The sequence below is a fragment of the Falsiroseomonas sp. genome (genome assembly GCF_051859025.1).
In the GTDB taxonomy this organism is placed as follows: domain Bacteria; phylum Pseudomonadota; class Alphaproteobacteria; order Acetobacterales; family Acetobacteraceae; genus Falsiroseomonas.
The window spans coordinates 67,817-82,381 of the sequence record NZ_JBHYGL010000001.1 but is presented as its reverse complement, the minus strand read 5'-3'; the positions used below and the strand labels follow the sequence as shown (position 1 = coordinate 82,381).

Genomic DNA, 14,565 nt, shown 5'->3' with positions numbered 1-14,565 from the left:
GGCTCAGGCGCCCTGCCGCAGGCAGGACGTCAGGCGACAGCGTAACGTTCGAGTGCGAGGTCATCCGCCGCGATCTCCGGCGTGCGCCCCGTGACCAGGTCCGCCAGCAGGCGGCCGGATCCGCAGGCCATGGTCCAGCCGAGCGTGCCGTGGCCCGTGTTCAACGACAGGTTCGTGAAGCGCGTCGGCCCCACCACCGGCGTGCCGTCCGGCGTCATCGGCCGCAGGCCGGTCCAGAAGCTCGCACGCTCGATGTCGCCGCCCTTCGGAAACAAATCGCCGACGCTGTGCGCCAGCGTCTCCCGCCGCGGCTTGCGGAGCTTGAGGGAGAAGCCCGCCAGTTCCGCCGTGCCGCCGACGCGAATGCGATCGCCGAGGCGCGTGATCGCGACCTTGTAGGTCTCATCCATCACGGTGGAGACCGGCGCCGCGGTCTCGTCCGTGATCGGCAGGGTCAGCGAATAGCCCTTCACCGGATAGACCGGCACCCGCACGCCGAGCGGCCGCAGCAGCGCCGGCGAATAGCTGCCCATGGCGACGACGTAATGGTCCGCGGTCACGCGCCCCGTATCGGTCATCACGCCGGTCACGCGCCCGCCCTCGGTCTCCAGCCCCGTCACGGTCACGCCGTGGCAGAAGGCCACGCCCGCGGCGGCGGCGAGCGCCGCCAGGCGCTGGGTGAAGACATGGGCGTCGCCCGTCTCGTCCCCCGGCAGTTGCAGGCCGCCGACGAACTTGCCCGGCACCAGGCCCAGCGCAGGCTCGGCGGCGATGCAGCCGGCCTGGTCCAGCACGTCGTGCCGCACGCCGAAGCCCTTCAGCACTGCGATGTCGGCGCCGATGGAATCCAGCTGCTTCTGCGTGCGGAACAGCTGCAGCGTGCCGCGGGTGCGCTGGTCGTACTGGATGCCGGTGTCGTCGCGCAGATCCTTCAGGCAGTCGCGCGAATACTCCGCGAGCCGCACCATCCGCGCCTTGTTGCGGCCATAAGCGGCTTCCGTGCAATTCGCGAGCATCTGCGCCAGCCAGCCATAGAGGCCGCTATCCACGCTCGGCCACATCACCAGCGGCCGATGGCGCATCATCAGCCACTTCAGCGCCTTGATCGGGATGCCGGGGCCCGCCCAGGGGGCCGAATAGCCGGGGGAGACCTGCCCCGCATTGGCGAAGCTGGTTTCCATGCCCGCCGCCGGCTGTCGGTCCAGCACCGTCACCTGGTGGCCCGCCCGGGCCAGGTACCAGGCGCTGGTCACGCCCACCACGCCACTGCCGAGGACCACCACGCGCATCGCTGCCACTCCGTTGCGAGTGGGTTAAGGATACGAGCGGAAGCGGTGAATTTCATGCGTGATCGACGCAGATTGCCTCGCCAGTGGGCAGTTTGCGCAATAATCTGCGATGATTCCGCAGGATCCACCAGACCCATGGATGACATCGACCGCGCCATCATCCGCGCCCTCCGCATCGATGGCCGCATGCCCAATGCGAAGCTGGCGGAACTCGTCGGGCTCAGCCCCTCCGCCTGCCTCCGCCGCCTGCGGATGCTGGAACATGACGGCACGATCCGCGGCTACACCGTGGTGGTGGAGGATGCGGCACCGACGGGCGCCGTCGTCGTCATCGTGCAGATCACGCTGGAACGGCAGACGGATGACCACCTCAAGCGCTTCGAGGAAGCGGTCCGCCGCTGCCCGGAAGTGCGGGAGTGCTACCTGATGACCGGCATCGCGGACTATCTGCTGCGGGTGGAGGCCCGGGACGCGGCCGATTACGAACGCATCCACAAGGAAGCGCTGTCCCGCATGCCCGGCGTGGCGCGCATCCAGTCCAGCTTCGCGATCCGCACCGTCATCCGGGGATAGCCCCATCACGGTCACGAATGACGACCATCGCGGTCGTGCGCTGGCGTTGCCGCCGCCGGGCGCCCAACTGTGCCCTCAACGCCGCGGCGCATCCCCGCCGCCGGCCGCTTTCCAGGGATTGCCCCGATGACCGAAGCCCGAGACCTCTTCGCCCCCGCCACGATCGGCGACATCCCCGTCGCCAGCCGCATCGTCATGGCGCCGATGACGCGCAACCGCGCCCCCGGCAACCTGCCCAATGCGCTGATGGCCGAATACTACGGCCAGCGCGCCTCCGCCGGCCTGATCGTGACGGAGGGCACGACCCCCACCGCCAATGGCCGCGGCTACATCGACATCCCCGGCCTCTACAGCGATGCGCAGGTGGAAGGCTGGCGCGGCGTGGCGGATGCCGTGCACGCCAAGGGCGGGCGCATCGTCGCGCAGCTCATGCATGTCGGCCGCATCTCCCACCCCGATTTCCAGGAAGGCGCGCAGCCCGTCGCGCCCTCCGCCATCGCCGCCAAGGGGGATATCTTCACCTTCGAGGGCATGAAGCCCCTCGCCACGCCGCGCGCGCTGGAACAGGCGGAGATCGAGGCCCTCATCAAGGCCTATGGCGATGCCTCTGCCAATGCCGTGAAGGCGGGGCTGGATGGCGTGGAGATCCATTCGGCGAATGGCTACCTGCCCAACCAGTTCCTGGCGCCCAACGCCAACCAGCGCACGGACCAGTGGGGCGGCAGCGTCGAGAACCGCGCCCGCTTCCTGATCGCCATCGTGGAGTCCGCCGTGAAGGCGATCGGCGCCGGCCGCGTCGGCGTCCGCATCAGCCCCGGCAACCCCTTCAACGACATCGCCGACCCGGCGGCGGAGGAGACCTATGAGTATGTGACCAAGGCGCTCGGCGGCCGCGGCCTGGCCTTCCTGCACATCCTCGATGCCCGCCCGCCCTTCGACATCGCCGCCATGGCGCGCCGCAATTTCGGCGGGCCGATCATCCTGAATGGCGGCTACGACAAGGCGCGGGCGCAGGCGGATATCGCCAGCGGCCGGGCGGATTTCATCGCCTTCGGATCGAAGTTCATCAGCAACCCGGACCTGCCGGCCCGCCTGCTGAAGGATGCGCCGCTGACGGCCCCGGATACCGCCACCTTCTACGGCGGCAACGCCAAGGGCTACACGGACTACCCGACGCTCGCGGCGTGACAATGACGGGGGGCGGGCAACCGCCCCCCCGTTCCGCGCTACCACCCGATCGCCTTGGGCAGTCAGGTCGCGCACTGACGATCCTTTGAGTTGAGCCTCCCGGCGAAGGGGCTTCTTGTCCACCTCCCGGCGGGAGGAAGCCCTGGATCACGTGACAATGGCCCCCGCGCTGGACGGGCGCCCTCCGCCGCCCTCGCGTCGCCGCGCCGGCCTCGACCAATTGGCCCAGGTCGCGGCGGTGCTGGCCCCCGCCCTGCTTTTCGCAATCTTCGCCGCCAATGCCTGGCATGCCGCCTGGGATGATGCGGGCGCGGAGCTGCGCCGCAGCGCCGACACCGCCGCCGAATACGCCAGGCGCGTGCTGGACAGCCACGCGCTCCGCCTCGACCGCGCGAACGACCTGCTGGCCGGGCTGGATGACGACCGCATCCGCGTGGAGGAAGCGCGGCTGCACGCCGCCTTCGCGCGCATCGCGAAGCAGGGCGCGGATGCCGATCCCGGCATCTCCATCTTCGTCTTCGATGCTGCCGCCCGCCCGCTGGTCAGCGCCAGCGTCATGCCGGTGCCGCGGAACCTCGACCTCTCCGACCGTGAGTTCAACCAGGCACTGCGCGACCCCGCGGTGGAGGAGCCGCATCTCAGCGGCGTGCAGGTCGGCCGCCTCGACAAGCGCGCCTTCTTCGCCCTGACCCGCCGGCGCGCCCCTTCCGGCACGCAGCCACCCGGACGCTATGAGGGCGTGCTGAACTACAGCATCTATTCCGACCATGCGGCGGAGGATCTGCGCCGCATGGCGGCCCAGCCCGCCGACATCGTCAGCCTGGTGCACCGGGATGGCCGCGTACTGGCGCGTTCGGTCCCTGCCCCCGGCGACCCCACGCAACTCCGCGTCTCCACGAACGGTCCGATGCTGGCGGCGATGGCGCGGGGGGAGCCGGCCTTCACCTCCCGCCGACCCTCCGGCCTCGATGGCGTCGAACGCCTGGCGGTGTATCGCGCCGTCACCGGCTATCCCGCCTATGTCGCGCTCGCCCGGCCGCGCTCCGCCATCGTCGCGCGCTGGGCGCAGGGCGCTGCGATCCAGGGCCTGGCCGCGCTGGGTGCGGCGGCGGCGCTGCTGACGGTCGCCGCCGCCATCCGCCGCCGCCGCCTGGCGGAGGATGCGGAGGCCGAGGCGCTGGCCGACGCCAACCTGGTGCTGGAACGCCGCGTCGCCGAACGCACCGCGGCGCTGGCCGAGGCAACGCAGCGGGCGGAGGATGCGGCCGCCGAACGCGCCACCATCCTGTCCCAGCTGGCGGAGGGCGTGATCGTCGCCGACCGCCATGGCCAGATCACCTTCGTGAATGACGCCGCCGCCCGCATCCACGGCGCAGCCCATCTGGGCGTCCCGCCCGAAGGCTATGCCCGCGCCTATGAATTGCTGACCGAGGACGGCCACCCCCACCCGCCGGACGACCTCCCCCTGTTCCGCGCGGTGCGGGAAGGCACCGTCGTCACCGATGCGCGCTGGCGCATCCGGCGGCCGGATGGCGTGGTGGTGCTGGCCAGCGGCAGCGCGCGCCCTCTCCTCGATGCCACGGGCCAGCCCCATGGCGCGGTGCTGACGCTGCGGGACGAAACGGCGCGGGACAGGGCGGAGCGCGCACTGGCCGCGAGCGAGGCCGAGTTCCGCGCCATCTTCGACACCGCCGCCGCGGGGGTGACGGAGGTGGATGTCGCCACCAACCGCTACCGCCGCGTCAACCGCCGCTTCGGCGAACTGGTCGGGCGGGATGAGGCGGAGATCATCGGCGCCGGCCTCGGCCCCGATGACGTCACGCATCCCGCCGACCGCGCCATCAACATCTCCGCCGGCGCGGCGGCGGCGCCGGACGGGCGGCAGGAGGGGGACAAGCGCTACATCCGCCCCGATGGCGGCGTGATCTGGGTGCGGATCAGCGCGGCCGTCGCGGCGCGGGACGCGGCCGGCAACCCCACGCGCACCGTCTCCATGGTCCAGGACATCACGGAAAGGCGGCAGGCCGAGCGGCGCCAGGCGCTGCTGGTGGCGGAACTCAATCACCGCGTGAAGAACGCGCTGGCCACCGTCCAGGCCATCGCGAGCCAGACCCTGCGCGGCGCGGGCGGGGATCCGGGCCGCTTCGCCACCGATTTCACCGGCCGGCTGCGCGTGCTGGCCCGGGCGCATGACCTGCTGACCGACAATGCCTGGCAGGCGGCGGACCTCGATGTGCTGGCCAGGGCGGCGCTCGCGCCCTGGATCGCCGCGGAAAGCCCGGACCGGGTGGCGATCAGGGGCCTGGCCGGCACTCCGCTCGGCCCGCGCCAGGCCCAGGCGATGGTCCTGGCGCTGCACGAACTCGCCACCAACGCGGCCAAGCATGGTGCCCTGTCACGGCAGGGCGGGCGCGTGGCGCTGGAGGCCTCGGCAGCGGAGGAGCGCGTGCGCCTGTCCTGGCGGGAAGCCGGCGGCCCGCCGGTGCCGGGCCCGCCCGCCCGCCGCGGCTTCGGCACCCGCCTGCTGGAACGGGGCCTTGGCGCCGATCTCGGCCCCGGCGCCAGCGTCCGCCTCACCTTCCCGGCGGATGGCGTGCAGGCGGAAATCCTGTTCCGCCCGGACGGAGACGCCATGGCGTGATGCCCCCCGGATTGGCGAAGCCCGCCGTCCGGCCTAGCCTGCGGTCATCCCGATCCGAGAGGCCCCGCCCTGATGACCGACGCCCCCTACGACCTGCTGCTGCGTGGCGACCTTGTGCTGTCGGACCGCGTGGTGGCCGATGGCTATGTCGGCGTGCGGGCGGGGCGGATCGCCGCGATCGGGGAAGGCGAGGCCCCGCCCGCGAAGGCCGTGGCGGATCATCGCGGCAAGGTGGTGATGCCCGGCCTGGTCGATGGCCACATGCATACCTCCAGCAGCACCGGCTGGCCGGGGATCGAGGGCGCGACCATGACGGCCGCCGCCGGTGGCGTCACCACCGTCTGCGACATGCCCTATGACGTGCCGAACCCCGTGACCACGGCCGCGATCTTCGCCGACAAGGTGGAGCATGTGCACCGCCTGTCGCATGTGGACATGGCGCTCTACGGCACCATCCGGAAGGATGGCGGGCTGGACGACATCGCCGCCATCGCCGAAGCCGGTGCCTCTGCCTTCAAGGTCTCCACCTACGAATACGACGCGCACCGCTTCCCGCGCATCGACCACCCGACGATGCTCTCCGCCTTCGCGGAGATGGCGAAGACCGGCCTGATGGTCGCCGTGCACAACGAGGACCAGGAACTCGTCGTCAAGCTGACGGAAGCCGCCAAGGCCGCGGGCAACACCAGCCCCATCTGGCATTGCCGCACCCGCCCGCCACTGACAGAAAGCATGGCGGACCTCGAGATCTTCGAGATGGCGCTGGAAACCGGTGCGCATGTCCACATCGCCCATTCCTCCATCGCCCGCGGCTTCGACCTGGCGACGCTGTATCGGAACATGGGCGCCAGGACCTCCGGCGAGGCCTGCATCCAGTATCTCTGCATGACGGAGGAGGACATCATCCGCCTGCAGGGCTTCGGCAAGTGCAACCCCCCCTTCCGCACGGCGGAGGAGGTGGAGCGCATGTGGGGTGCCATGGCCGCCGGCACCGTCGCCTATGTCTCGACCGACCACGCGCCCTGGCCCAAGGCCAAGAAGCAGTACACCGGCGACATCTTCACGGTGGGCGCGGGCCTGACGGGCCTGCAGAGCTTCGCGCCGCTGATGTACACGCTGCTCGTCGAACGCGGCATGTCGCCCACGGTGATGGCGCGCATGTGCAGCGAACAGCCCGCCCGCTACCACGGGCTGGATCCCGTCAAGGGCGGCATCCGGCTCGGCGCCGATGCGGATTTCTGCGTGCTGGAGACCGGCGACTTCGTGTTCGACGAACGCATCATCCAGGATCGGGAGGATGCGCGCTGGTCGCCCTATCACGGCCGCCCGATGAAGGCGCGCGTGGCCAGCACCATCCTGCGGGGCCAGGAGATCTGGAACGGCAGCGAGGTGAAGGCGAAGCCCGGCACCGGCCGCTTCGTGCCGCGCCAGCACCGCCGCAGCGCGCTGGACTGATCGCCATGCCCGGCGACTCCAAAACCGGCGACTATTACGTCAAGGCTCTCGCCGTCGAACTCCCCCTCGCCTATGCGGAACGCATCGTGGACGCGACGCTGGCGGCGGGGCGGGAAGCCGGGCTGCTGCCGCTGACCGTCGTCGTCCTCGATGCCGGCGGGCATGTCGTGGTGCAGAAGCGGGAGGATGGGTCGGGCATCCTCCGCGCGGAGATCGCCCGCGGCAAGGCGCATGGCGCGCTCGGCATGGGCATCGGCAGCCGCGTCATCCGCGACCGGCTGAAGGAACGCCCGGCCTTCCAATCCGCCATCGCGGCAGCCAGCGACGGGCGCTTCATCCCCGTCCCCGGCGGCGTGCTGGTCTGCCGCGCGGATGGGGCCGTGATCGGCGCCGTTGGCGTCAGCGGCGATGCGTCGGACAAGGATGAATACGCGGCCATCGCCGGAGTCCGCGCCGCGGGCCTGACGCCCCATCCCGAGAGCCCCGTGGAGAATTGGCGCGATGCCGGGCTTTGACAGACGGGTCTTCGAGCGGCGTTCCCTGCTGATCCTCGCGGGCAGCACGCTGGCGGTACCGGCGCTGGCGCAATCCTTCCCCGCGCGCCCCATCCGCCTGGTGATCCCCTTCCCCGCCGGCGGCCCCACCGATGTCTATGCCCGCTTCTACGCGGAGCGCATGACCCGCGAACTCGGCCAGCCCGTGGTGACGGAGAATCGCGGCGGCGCCGGCGGCGCGATCGGCGCGCAGGAGGTGATGCGCGCGCGGCCGGATGGCCACACGCTGCTCTTCGGCACCGCCTCCACCCACGCGCTCTACAACCTCGTCACCGCGCAGCCGCAATACGACCAGGCGAAGGATTTCCTGGCGGTGGCGACGCTCGGCGGCGGCCCGCTCTGCTGGCTGGCCAATCCCTCGCAGCCCGGCACGCTGGCGGGCTTCCTCGCCGCCGCCCGCGCCGCCCGCCCTCCCCTCGCCTATGGCTCCCCCGGCACCGGCACGCTGATGCATCTGGCGACCGAGATCCTGAAGCGGGAAGCCGGTGGCGTGGACATCAACCACATCCCCTATCGCGGCGCCGCGCCCGCAATGAACGACCTGATCGCGGGGACCCTGGCGCTGGCCGTCAACACGCTGGGCGCCGGGTTGCCGTTGCACCAGGCCGGCCGCGCCCGGATGCTGGCCGTGGCGTCGGGCGCCCGCGCCCCCCAGGCGCCCGATGTGCCGACGGCGGCGGAGGCGCTGGGCCGCCCCGGCTTCACCGCCGTGCTCTGGCACGCCGTCTTCGCGCCCCCCGGCCTGCCCGACGCCATCCTGGCCCGGCTTTCGGAGGCGACCAACGCCGCCCTGGCGGACCATGGCTTCCGTGCCCAACTGGCGAATGCGGGGATCGAGGCCGCCGCCCCCGGTACACCCGCTTCCGCGGCGGCCTATATCGCGGCGGAAACGGCGCGCTACCGCCCCATCGTCGACGCCATCCGCCCCGAACTGGAGAGCTGATTCCGCCCCATGGCCCGCCGACCGCGCCGCGACGATGCCGACCGCGACCCCGCCGATGATGAGGCGCGGGAGTACACGCCGCCTTCCCGGCGGACGAGCAATATCGTCATCGGCGTGCTCGTCAGCGCCGGTCTGTTCCTGATCGCCTATTTCATCCTGGAACTCAGGCTGGAGGACATGGGCGGCACAGCCGGTATCATCGTCATGGCGATCGTCTTCATCCTCATCGGCCGCGCCGCCCCCTGGCGATAGGGGGACGCCCTGCCCGGCCGGCCAGGCCCATAGTTCCGTCGTGCCCCCCGGAAGCAGGAGCCCCCCCGATGCCCGTCCCCGCCATCGCCCCCTTGTCCCGCGACGCGATGGAGCCCCGCTGGCGCGCGGTGGCGGAAACCGCGGACCAGGTGCGCGGCGAATCGACGCTGATCGAGGTGCTGGCCCAGGCGCCCGAGTTGCTCGGCTGGTACTATGACGGCTTCTACGCGGAGGTCTTCTTCAAGGGCCGCGTGGAACGCCGGGTGAAGGAGGTTCTGCGCCTCAGCCTCTCCACCATCCATGGCTGCGCCTTCTGCAACAAGGGCAACACGAAATCCGCGCTGGATGCCGGCGTCACCCCGGCGCAGATCGACGCCATCGGCGATATCACCAACCCCGTCTTCGACGACCGCGACCGCGCGGTGATGCGCCTGGCCGCGGAAATGGCGCTGCCGAACATGCAGGGCGAATGCACCCCCGCCCTGCAGGCCGAACTCCGCCGCTTCTTCACCGAGCCCGAGATCGTCGAACTCGCCATGGTCGCCGCGGTGCTGACCGGCATGGCCAAGATGCTGTTCGTCTTCGACCTGGTCAGCCGCGAAGCCACCTGTCCGATCGGGCCGCGCGCCTCACGGTAGCGGCTCCACCCGCCAGCCGAATTCGCCCCGGCGCAGCATCACCGCCTCCGGCCCCATCATCGCCGGTGGCGCGCCGCGCCAGGCGCAGAGCATCGCCTCCTCCGCCCCGGTCCAGCGCCAGAAGGTGAAGAAGGTGAAGCGCTCGGGCTCGCCACGCGGCACATGCTGCCAGGCCCGCACCAGGCCACCGCGGGAGAGGTCGAACACCTCGATCCCGTTCAGCGCCATGTAGTCGGAGGCCGAGACGGAGATCATCCATCGCAGGCCGGGGGAGAAACGCGGCTGATCCGCCAGCGACTCCGCGATGCCGGTGGTCCGGTCCACCCAGAGGAAATCGGCATGTTCGTAGTGCTGCCGCTGCACCAGGTAGCCGCGCGGGGCATCGAAGGCCGCGACAAGCCGATGCGTCACGCAATACGGGTCATCGACACCCCGGGCGCAGCCGGCGGCATCGGGCAGCAGGATGGGATCGCGGTCGCCCTCCAGCACCAGCACGGCGCCTTCCCGCCGCGCCAGAGCCAGCGCGGTCGGCGTGGGCATGGGGGTCGCGGCGCCGAAGCCTGGGGCGGCGATGAAGGCATCACCCTCCCCCTCGCAGGGCGTCTCCGCGAAGGCCATGGCGGGCAGCAGCAGCAGGGCAGCCATCAGGTGTCGCATGGCGCGCATCATGCCGCCGACCGCTTGCAGAATCATCGACGCAGCCACCCCCCGGGCTGACTCGGGCCGGCCAGGGCGCTAACACTTCGCCATGGCCACCCACCCCCGCCGTCCCCCCGGCCAGCGCTGGATCAAGCGCCCGCCCCGGCCCTCCCGCGCCGCGCCGCCCCAGCCAGCGGTGCGCCAGAAGCCCGGCCGCACCCAGCTGCTCATGGCGGTGGGCACCGGCACCGCGGCCGGCATCGTCGCCGTCATCCTCGCCCAACTCGCCGGCGCCCGGCCCGGCATCCCGGGCTTCGCCTTCGGCGTGGCCTTCTGCCTCGGCTTCATCATGCTCTGGCGCGGCTTCGGCGGCACGGTGCAGGACATCAAGGATATGTTCCGATGACACGCAAGCTCATCATCGCCGGCGCGCAGCTCGGCCCCATCCAGCGCGCAGACAGCCGCGCGGCGACACTCGCGCGCCTGGTCGCGCTGCTGGAAGCGGCGGCGGCGAAGGGCGCGAAGCTCGTCGTCTTCCCGGAACTCGCCTTCACCACCTTCTTTCCGCGCTGGCCGATGGAACGCGACGCACCGGAACTGCTGGGCTGCTTCGAAGCCGCCATGCCGAACCCGCAGGTGCAGCCCCTGTTCGACCGCGCCCGCGAACTCGGCGTCGGCTTCTACATCGGCTATGCGGAGCTCACGCCCGATGGCCACCGCTTCAACAGCGCGATCACCGTCGGCCCCGATGGCGCGATCCTGTTCAAGTACCGCAAGATCCACCTGCCGGGCTCCGACCACGTCAAGGACGGCCAGAAGTACCAGCAGCTCGAGAAGATGTATTTCGAGTATGGCGACATGGGATTCCCCGTGCAGCGTGGCCCGGAATCCTGGGGCCGCCCCGTGCTCGGCATGCTGGTCTGCAACGACCGCCGCTGGCCGGAAGGCTGGCGCGTGCTCGGCCTGCAGGGCGTCGAACTCGTCATGGTCGGGTACAACTCCGCCGCCTACGACCCCAATGGCGGTGAGGGCGAGAGCGAGGAGCTGCGTACCTTCCATTCCATCATGGCGGCGCAGTCCAACGCGTACATGAACGCCACCTGGGCGATCGCGGTGGCCAAGGCCGGCGTGGAGGATGGCGCGGGCCTCATCGGCGGGTCCGTCATCGTCGATCCCAACGGCCGCATCGTCGCGCAGGCAGCGACGAAGGATGATGAGGTGATCGTCGCCGAGGTCGATTTCGACGCCTGCCGCCAGGGCAAGGAGAAGATGTTCAACTTCGCCCAGCACCGCCGGCCGCAGCATTACGCGCGCATCGTGGACCAGGTAGGCGCGACGCCCCCGGCCTGAACGACGCCACCCGCAGCACCCTCGCATCAGGATACGCCATGTCCCGCCGCCTCGTCGTCGCCGCCGCCCAGATGGGTCCGATCCAGAAGGCCGAGGGGCGCGACGTCGCCATCGCCCGTATGGTCGGGCTGATGGAGAAGGCCGCGCGGCGCGGCGCGGAAGTGGTGGTCTTCCCCGAACTCGCGCTGACGACCTTCTTTCCGCGCTGGTATCACGGGAATCTTGCTGAGGCCGACCATTGGTACGAACACGCGCTGCCGTCGAACGAAACCGCCGCCCTGTTCGACGCCGCCCGCCGCCTGAACATCGGCTTTCACCTGGGCTATGCGGAAAAGACGCCTGACGGCCGCCGCTTCAACACGGCGGTCTATGTCCATCCGAATGGCGAAATCGTGCTGAAATACCGCAAGGTCCACCTGCCCGGCCACGCGGAATACGACCCTGTCCGCACGGTGCAGCACCTGGAGAAGCGGTATTTCGAACCGGGCGACCTCGGCTTCCCCGTGGTCCGCGCGCCCCTCGGCGCCGCCGGCCCCGTGAACATCGGCATGATGATCTGCAATGACCGCCGCTGGCCGGAAGCCTGGCGCGTGCTGGGCCTCCAGCAGGTCGAGCTTGTGATGCTGGGCTACAACACCCCCAGCCTGAACATGGAGAACCGGGGGTTCGAGGCGCATCATCTTCGCGTCGCCCACAGCCATCTCTCGATCCAGGCAGGCTGCTACCAGAATGCCTGCTTCGGCATCGGCGTCGCCAAGGCGGGCACCGAGGACGGGCACGAGCTGTTCGGCCATTCGATCATCGTGAACCCGCAGGGCGAGATCATGGCCCAGGCCACGAGCTGGGATGACGAGGTGATCGTCGCGGAATGCGACCTCGGCATGTGCGAACTCGGCCGCAACACGATCTTCAACTTCGCCCGCCACCGCCGCCCGGAACACTACACCCGCATCACCGCGCAGGTGGGCAGCGAGGCCCCGCCGGTCTGGACGCCCAAGCGCTGAAGCGTCGCAGGCTAGCCGCCGCCCCGCCGCCCGCGCTAAACCCCCCGCACGCCCCGATCGCGAAGGCCCCGCATGACCGACCCTGACGCCTACCCCGTCCTTTTCCGCGTCACCGCGGCGACCGAGCTGCGCCAGGGTCCGGGCGCGGACCAGAAGACGGTTCGTGCCCTGCCGGCCGACCAGATCGTGGTGATGGTGACGGAAGCCGTCGATGGCTGGGTCCAGGTGGAGGCCCCGGGCGGCCAGCAGGGCTATGCCCCGGTCGGCCTGCTCCGCCGCCAGGTGGCAGGCGCCAAGTCGCCGACCCATGTGACAGAAACCTTCCCCTGGCGGAACGTGGACCGCGTGAACCGCGATCCGAAGATGCTGCACCCCGCCTTCCGGGACCGCGCCCTGCGTGTCGTCTCCCGCCTCAACGCGGAAGGCATCCCCTTCGGCATCTATGAGGGCATGCGCGGCCCCTGGCGGCAGAACCACCTCTACGCCTCCGGCCGCAGCCGGTCGGGCCGGATGCTGACGCCGGTGGCGGCCTGGCACAGCCTGCACCAGTTCGGCCTGGCCGCCGATTTCGTCCTGGCCCTGGAAGGCCGCTGGTCCTGGGATGCGGATGAGGGCCAGTCCCAGATGTGGGACCGGCTGGAAGCCGTTGGCCGTGACGAGGGCCTGGTCTCCAAGCCCGGCGAACGCCCGCACCTCCAGCTCGGTGGCATCACGATCGAGGATCTGAAGGCCGGCCTGCCCCCCGGCGCTGACCCCGCCTGGCTGACCGCCTTCACCTGGGTGACGGATAGCTGGGACGGCAAGCCGGCCGGCCCCAAGCTGAAGTAGTCGCTACCTGGCGCGGGCCAGTTCCCGCGCCAGCGTCTCGCGCTCCGCGCAGCCACCACAGCTGTTGGTGAGCTGCGCCAAATTGGCCGCCGCTCCCGCGCGGTCCCCCATCTCCAGCATCAGGCTGCCCTGGTAGGCAAGGGCGCCGGGGTGGTTGGGGTTGCTGCCCAGCGCCAGCAGATAGGCCTCCATCGCCGCATCCCGCCGGCCCAGCCGGCGATGCGCGAAGGCGATATAGACCAGGATGTCGGGGTCCCCCGGCAGGCGGGCCAGCGCCGCTTCCAGCAGCGGCAGGCCGAGCTCATAGCGCCCGCCCTCCACCAGCCGGGCGCCCTCCGCCACCTCCGGGTCGCCGGGCGGGTCCGGCAGCACCGCCAGCGCCGGCCCTGCGAGCAGGGCCAGGGCCACCACCGCGGCGCGCCTCATTCGGCCGCCAGGGCCAGCGCCGGCCGCCCTGCCACCACCGCCTGGATCGCCAGCGCCGCCGCCGCCTGGCAGGGCTCGATCACTGGCACGCCGCAGGCGGCCTCGACCGCCGCGCGATGCGCCGCCATGCCGGCGCAGCCCAGGATCACCGCCTCCGCCCCCTGCTCCACGATCCGCCGCGCCGCCGCGACCAGGGCGGCGCGGGGCGCCACCGGGTCCGTCAGCACGTCCATCGGCAGGTTCAGCGGGATATGGCCGGCCAGCCGCGCCTCCACCCCCATCGCCGCCATGGAACGCCGCTGCCGCGCGATGGAGGGATCGGCGAAGGCGATGATGCCGAAGCGATCCGCCCGCGCCAGCGCCGCGGCGATGGCGCTGCGGAGCGGGCCGAAGACCGGCGCCTTCGTGACGGTCCGCACGGCGTCCACGCCCGGGTCCGACACGCAGGCGATGATGTAGGCTGCCGCGGCCTCCTGCTGCACCAGCTGGCACAGCGGTTCGGCCACGCTGAACCAGTCCCGCCAGGTCACGACCGCCGGCGGGCCGTCGCGCAAATCCGTCACCTCCAGCAGCGGCATCCCCGGGGCGGCGAAGCCTGCCAGCGCCGCCGCGATCCCCCTGGTGCAGGCGGTGCTGCTGTTCGGGTTCACCACCAGGATACGCTCTGCCATCGCCCCGCTCCTTGCTGCCACCGCGGAGCCTTCCGCCCCGCCGCCGCGTTGACGCAGCATCCCGGACCAGGCCCGCGCCGACAAGCGCGGACCGCGGCACGGGCCGTGGTTGCC

16 protein-coding genes are annotated in these 14,565 nt (G+C 71.1%); 12 read left to right on the top strand and 4 right to left on the bottom strand.

The window, feature by feature from the left end:
- Positions 1–29: 29 nt before the first annotated feature.
- On the bottom strand, positions 30–1,298 hold the full coding sequence (locus tag ACTIE5_RS00415) for a D-amino acid dehydrogenase (protein ID WP_439547712.1): 1,269 nt from the start codon (positions 1,296–1,298) through the stop codon (positions 30–32).
- Between the two features lie 126 nt (positions 1,299–1,424).
- Here ACTIE5_RS00415 and ACTIE5_RS00410 point away from each other — a divergent pair, with 126 nt between their 5' ends.
- The 8 genes from ACTIE5_RS00410 to ACTIE5_RS00375 all read left to right on the top strand — a co-directional run bounded on the left by ACTIE5_RS00410 (position 1,425) and on the right by ACTIE5_RS00375 (position 9,533).
- Positions 1,425–1,862: an Lrp/AsnC family transcriptional regulator gene (locus ACTIE5_RS00410; protein WP_439547711.1), complete on the top strand. Its 438-nt coding sequence runs from the start codon at positions 1,425–1,427 to the stop codon at positions 1,860–1,862.
- 126 nt (positions 1,863–1,988) lie between these two features.
- The gene (locus tag ACTIE5_RS00405) at positions 1,989–3,050 is read left to right on the top strand and encodes an alkene reductase (RefSeq protein ID WP_439547710.1); all 1,062 of its coding nucleotides are present in this window, start codon (positions 1,989–1,991) and stop codon (positions 3,048–3,050) included.
- Positions 3,051–3,207: 157 nt separating this feature from the next.
- Complete coding sequence (locus tag ACTIE5_RS00400) at positions 3,208–5,691, top strand: PAS domain S-box protein (RefSeq protein ID WP_439548634.1); 2,484 nt, start codon at positions 3,208–3,210, stop codon at positions 5,689–5,691.
- Positions 5,692–5,763: 72 nt separating this feature from the next.
- On the top strand, positions 5,764–7,146 hold the full coding sequence (locus tag ACTIE5_RS00395; RefSeq protein ID WP_439547709.1) for a dihydroorotase: 1,383 nt from the start codon (positions 5,764–5,766) through the stop codon (positions 7,144–7,146).
- A gap of 5 nt (positions 7,147–7,151) precedes the next feature.
- On the top strand, positions 7,152–7,661 hold the full coding sequence (locus tag ACTIE5_RS00390; protein WP_439547708.1) for a GlcG/HbpS family heme-binding protein: 510 nt from the start codon (positions 7,152–7,154) through the stop codon (positions 7,659–7,661).
- A complete protein-coding gene (locus tag ACTIE5_RS00385; RefSeq protein ID WP_439547707.1) occupies positions 7,648–8,643 on the top strand; it encodes a Bug family tripartite tricarboxylate transporter substrate binding protein in 996 nt (331 codons plus the stop codon). Before ACTIE5_RS00390 ends, ACTIE5_RS00385 begins: the two co-directional genes overlap by 14 nt.
- Positions 8,644–8,652: 9 nt before the next feature.
- Positions 8,653–8,895 (top strand): hypothetical protein, encoded by a 243-nt coding sequence (locus ACTIE5_RS00380; RefSeq protein WP_439547706.1) that lies wholly within the window; start codon positions 8,653–8,655, stop codon positions 8,893–8,895.
- Positions 8,896–8,963: 68 nt separating this feature from the next.
- The gene (locus ACTIE5_RS00375; protein WP_439547705.1) at positions 8,964–9,533 is read left to right on the top strand and encodes a carboxymuconolactone decarboxylase family protein; all 570 of its coding nucleotides are present in this window, start codon (positions 8,964–8,966) and stop codon (positions 9,531–9,533) included.
- Here ACTIE5_RS00375 and ACTIE5_RS00370 read toward each other — a convergent pair.
- A complete protein-coding gene (locus ACTIE5_RS00370; RefSeq protein WP_439547704.1) occupies positions 9,525–10,226 on the bottom strand; it encodes a hypothetical protein in 702 nt (233 codons plus the stop codon). The two genes, ACTIE5_RS00375 and ACTIE5_RS00370, sit on opposite strands and share 9 nt — an antisense overlap.
- A gap of 55 nt (positions 10,227–10,281) precedes the next feature.
- Here ACTIE5_RS00370 and ACTIE5_RS00365 point away from each other — a divergent pair, with 55 nt between their 5' ends.
- The 4 genes from ACTIE5_RS00365 to ACTIE5_RS00350 all read left to right on the top strand — a co-directional run bounded on the left by ACTIE5_RS00365 (position 10,282) and on the right by ACTIE5_RS00350 (position 13,354).
- Complete coding sequence (locus ACTIE5_RS00365; protein ID WP_439547703.1) at positions 10,282–10,578, top strand: hypothetical protein; 297 nt, start codon at positions 10,282–10,284, stop codon at positions 10,576–10,578.
- Positions 10,575–11,522 (top strand): nitrilase-related carbon-nitrogen hydrolase, encoded by a 948-nt coding sequence (locus tag ACTIE5_RS00360; protein WP_439547702.1) that lies wholly within the window; start codon positions 10,575–10,577, stop codon positions 11,520–11,522. Before ACTIE5_RS00365 ends, ACTIE5_RS00360 begins: the two co-directional genes overlap by 4 nt.
- A 38-nt stretch (positions 11,523–11,560) precedes the next feature.
- The gene (locus ACTIE5_RS00355) at positions 11,561–12,526 is read left to right on the top strand and encodes an N-carbamoyl-D-amino-acid hydrolase (protein ID WP_439547701.1); all 966 of its coding nucleotides are present in this window, start codon (positions 11,561–11,563) and stop codon (positions 12,524–12,526) included.
- Positions 12,527–12,598: 72 nt separating this feature from the next.
- Complete coding sequence (locus ACTIE5_RS00350) at positions 12,599–13,354, top strand: SH3 domain-containing protein (RefSeq protein WP_439547700.1); 756 nt, start codon at positions 12,599–12,601, stop codon at positions 13,352–13,354.
- A 3-nt stretch (positions 13,355–13,357) separates the two neighbouring features.
- Here ACTIE5_RS00350 and ACTIE5_RS00345 read toward each other — a convergent pair whose 3' ends face one another.
- Together ACTIE5_RS00345 and ACTIE5_RS00340 are read right to left on the bottom strand one after the other, a co-directional pair.
- A complete protein-coding gene (locus ACTIE5_RS00345) occupies positions 13,358–13,780 on the bottom strand; it encodes a tetratricopeptide repeat protein (protein WP_439547699.1) in 423 nt (140 codons plus the stop codon).
- Complete coding sequence (locus ACTIE5_RS00340; protein ID WP_439547698.1) at positions 13,777–14,451, bottom strand: aspartate/glutamate racemase family protein; 675 nt, start codon at positions 14,449–14,451, stop codon at positions 13,777–13,779. The genes ACTIE5_RS00345 and ACTIE5_RS00340 overlap by 4 nt, the downstream gene beginning before the upstream one ends.
- Positions 14,452–14,565: the final 114 nt, after the last annotated feature.

Bases quoted from the DNA above. Each gene is read 5' to 3' on its own strand.
- ACTIE5_RS00340 (WP_439547698.1), bottom strand. From the start codon at position 14,451: ATGGCAGAGCGTATCCTGGTGGTGAACCCGAACAGCAGCACCGCCTGC.
- ACTIE5_RS00380 (WP_439547706.1), top strand. From the start codon at position 8,653: ATGGCCCGCCGACCGCGCCGCGACGATGCCGACCGCGACCCCGCCGAT.
- ACTIE5_RS00345 (WP_439547699.1), bottom strand. From the start codon at position 13,780: ATGAGGCGCGCCGCGGTGGTGGCCCTGGCCCTGCTCGCAGGGCCGGCG.
- ACTIE5_RS00400 (WP_439548634.1), top strand. From the start codon at position 3,208: ATGGCCCCCGCGCTGGACGGGCGCCCTCCGCCGCCCTCGCGTCGCCGC.
- ACTIE5_RS00370 (WP_439547704.1), bottom strand. From the start codon at position 10,226: ATGATTCTGCAAGCGGTCGGCGGCATGATGCGCGCCATGCGACACCTG.
- ACTIE5_RS00375 (WP_439547705.1), top strand. From the start codon at position 8,964: ATGCCCGTCCCCGCCATCGCCCCCTTGTCCCGCGACGCGATGGAGCCC.
- ACTIE5_RS00360 (WP_439547702.1), top strand. From the start codon at position 10,575: ATGACACGCAAGCTCATCATCGCCGGCGCGCAGCTCGGCCCCATCCAG.
- ACTIE5_RS00355 (WP_439547701.1), top strand. From the start codon at position 11,561: ATGTCCCGCCGCCTCGTCGTCGCCGCCGCCCAGATGGGTCCGATCCAG.
- ACTIE5_RS00395 (WP_439547709.1), top strand. From the start codon at position 5,764: ATGACCGACGCCCCCTACGACCTGCTGCTGCGTGGCGACCTTGTGCTG.
- ACTIE5_RS00405 (WP_439547710.1), top strand. From the start codon at position 1,989: ATGACCGAAGCCCGAGACCTCTTCGCCCCCGCCACGATCGGCGACATC.
- ACTIE5_RS00365 (WP_439547703.1), top strand. From the start codon at position 10,282: ATGGCCACCCACCCCCGCCGTCCCCCCGGCCAGCGCTGGATCAAGCGC.
- ACTIE5_RS00390 (WP_439547708.1), top strand. From the start codon at position 7,152: ATGCCCGGCGACTCCAAAACCGGCGACTATTACGTCAAGGCTCTCGCC.
- ACTIE5_RS00385 (WP_439547707.1), top strand. From the start codon at position 7,648: ATGCCGGGCTTTGACAGACGGGTCTTCGAGCGGCGTTCCCTGCTGATC.
- ACTIE5_RS00410 (WP_439547711.1), top strand. From the start codon at position 1,425: ATGGATGACATCGACCGCGCCATCATCCGCGCCCTCCGCATCGATGGC.
- ACTIE5_RS00350 (WP_439547700.1), top strand. From the start codon at position 12,599: ATGACCGACCCTGACGCCTACCCCGTCCTTTTCCGCGTCACCGCGGCG.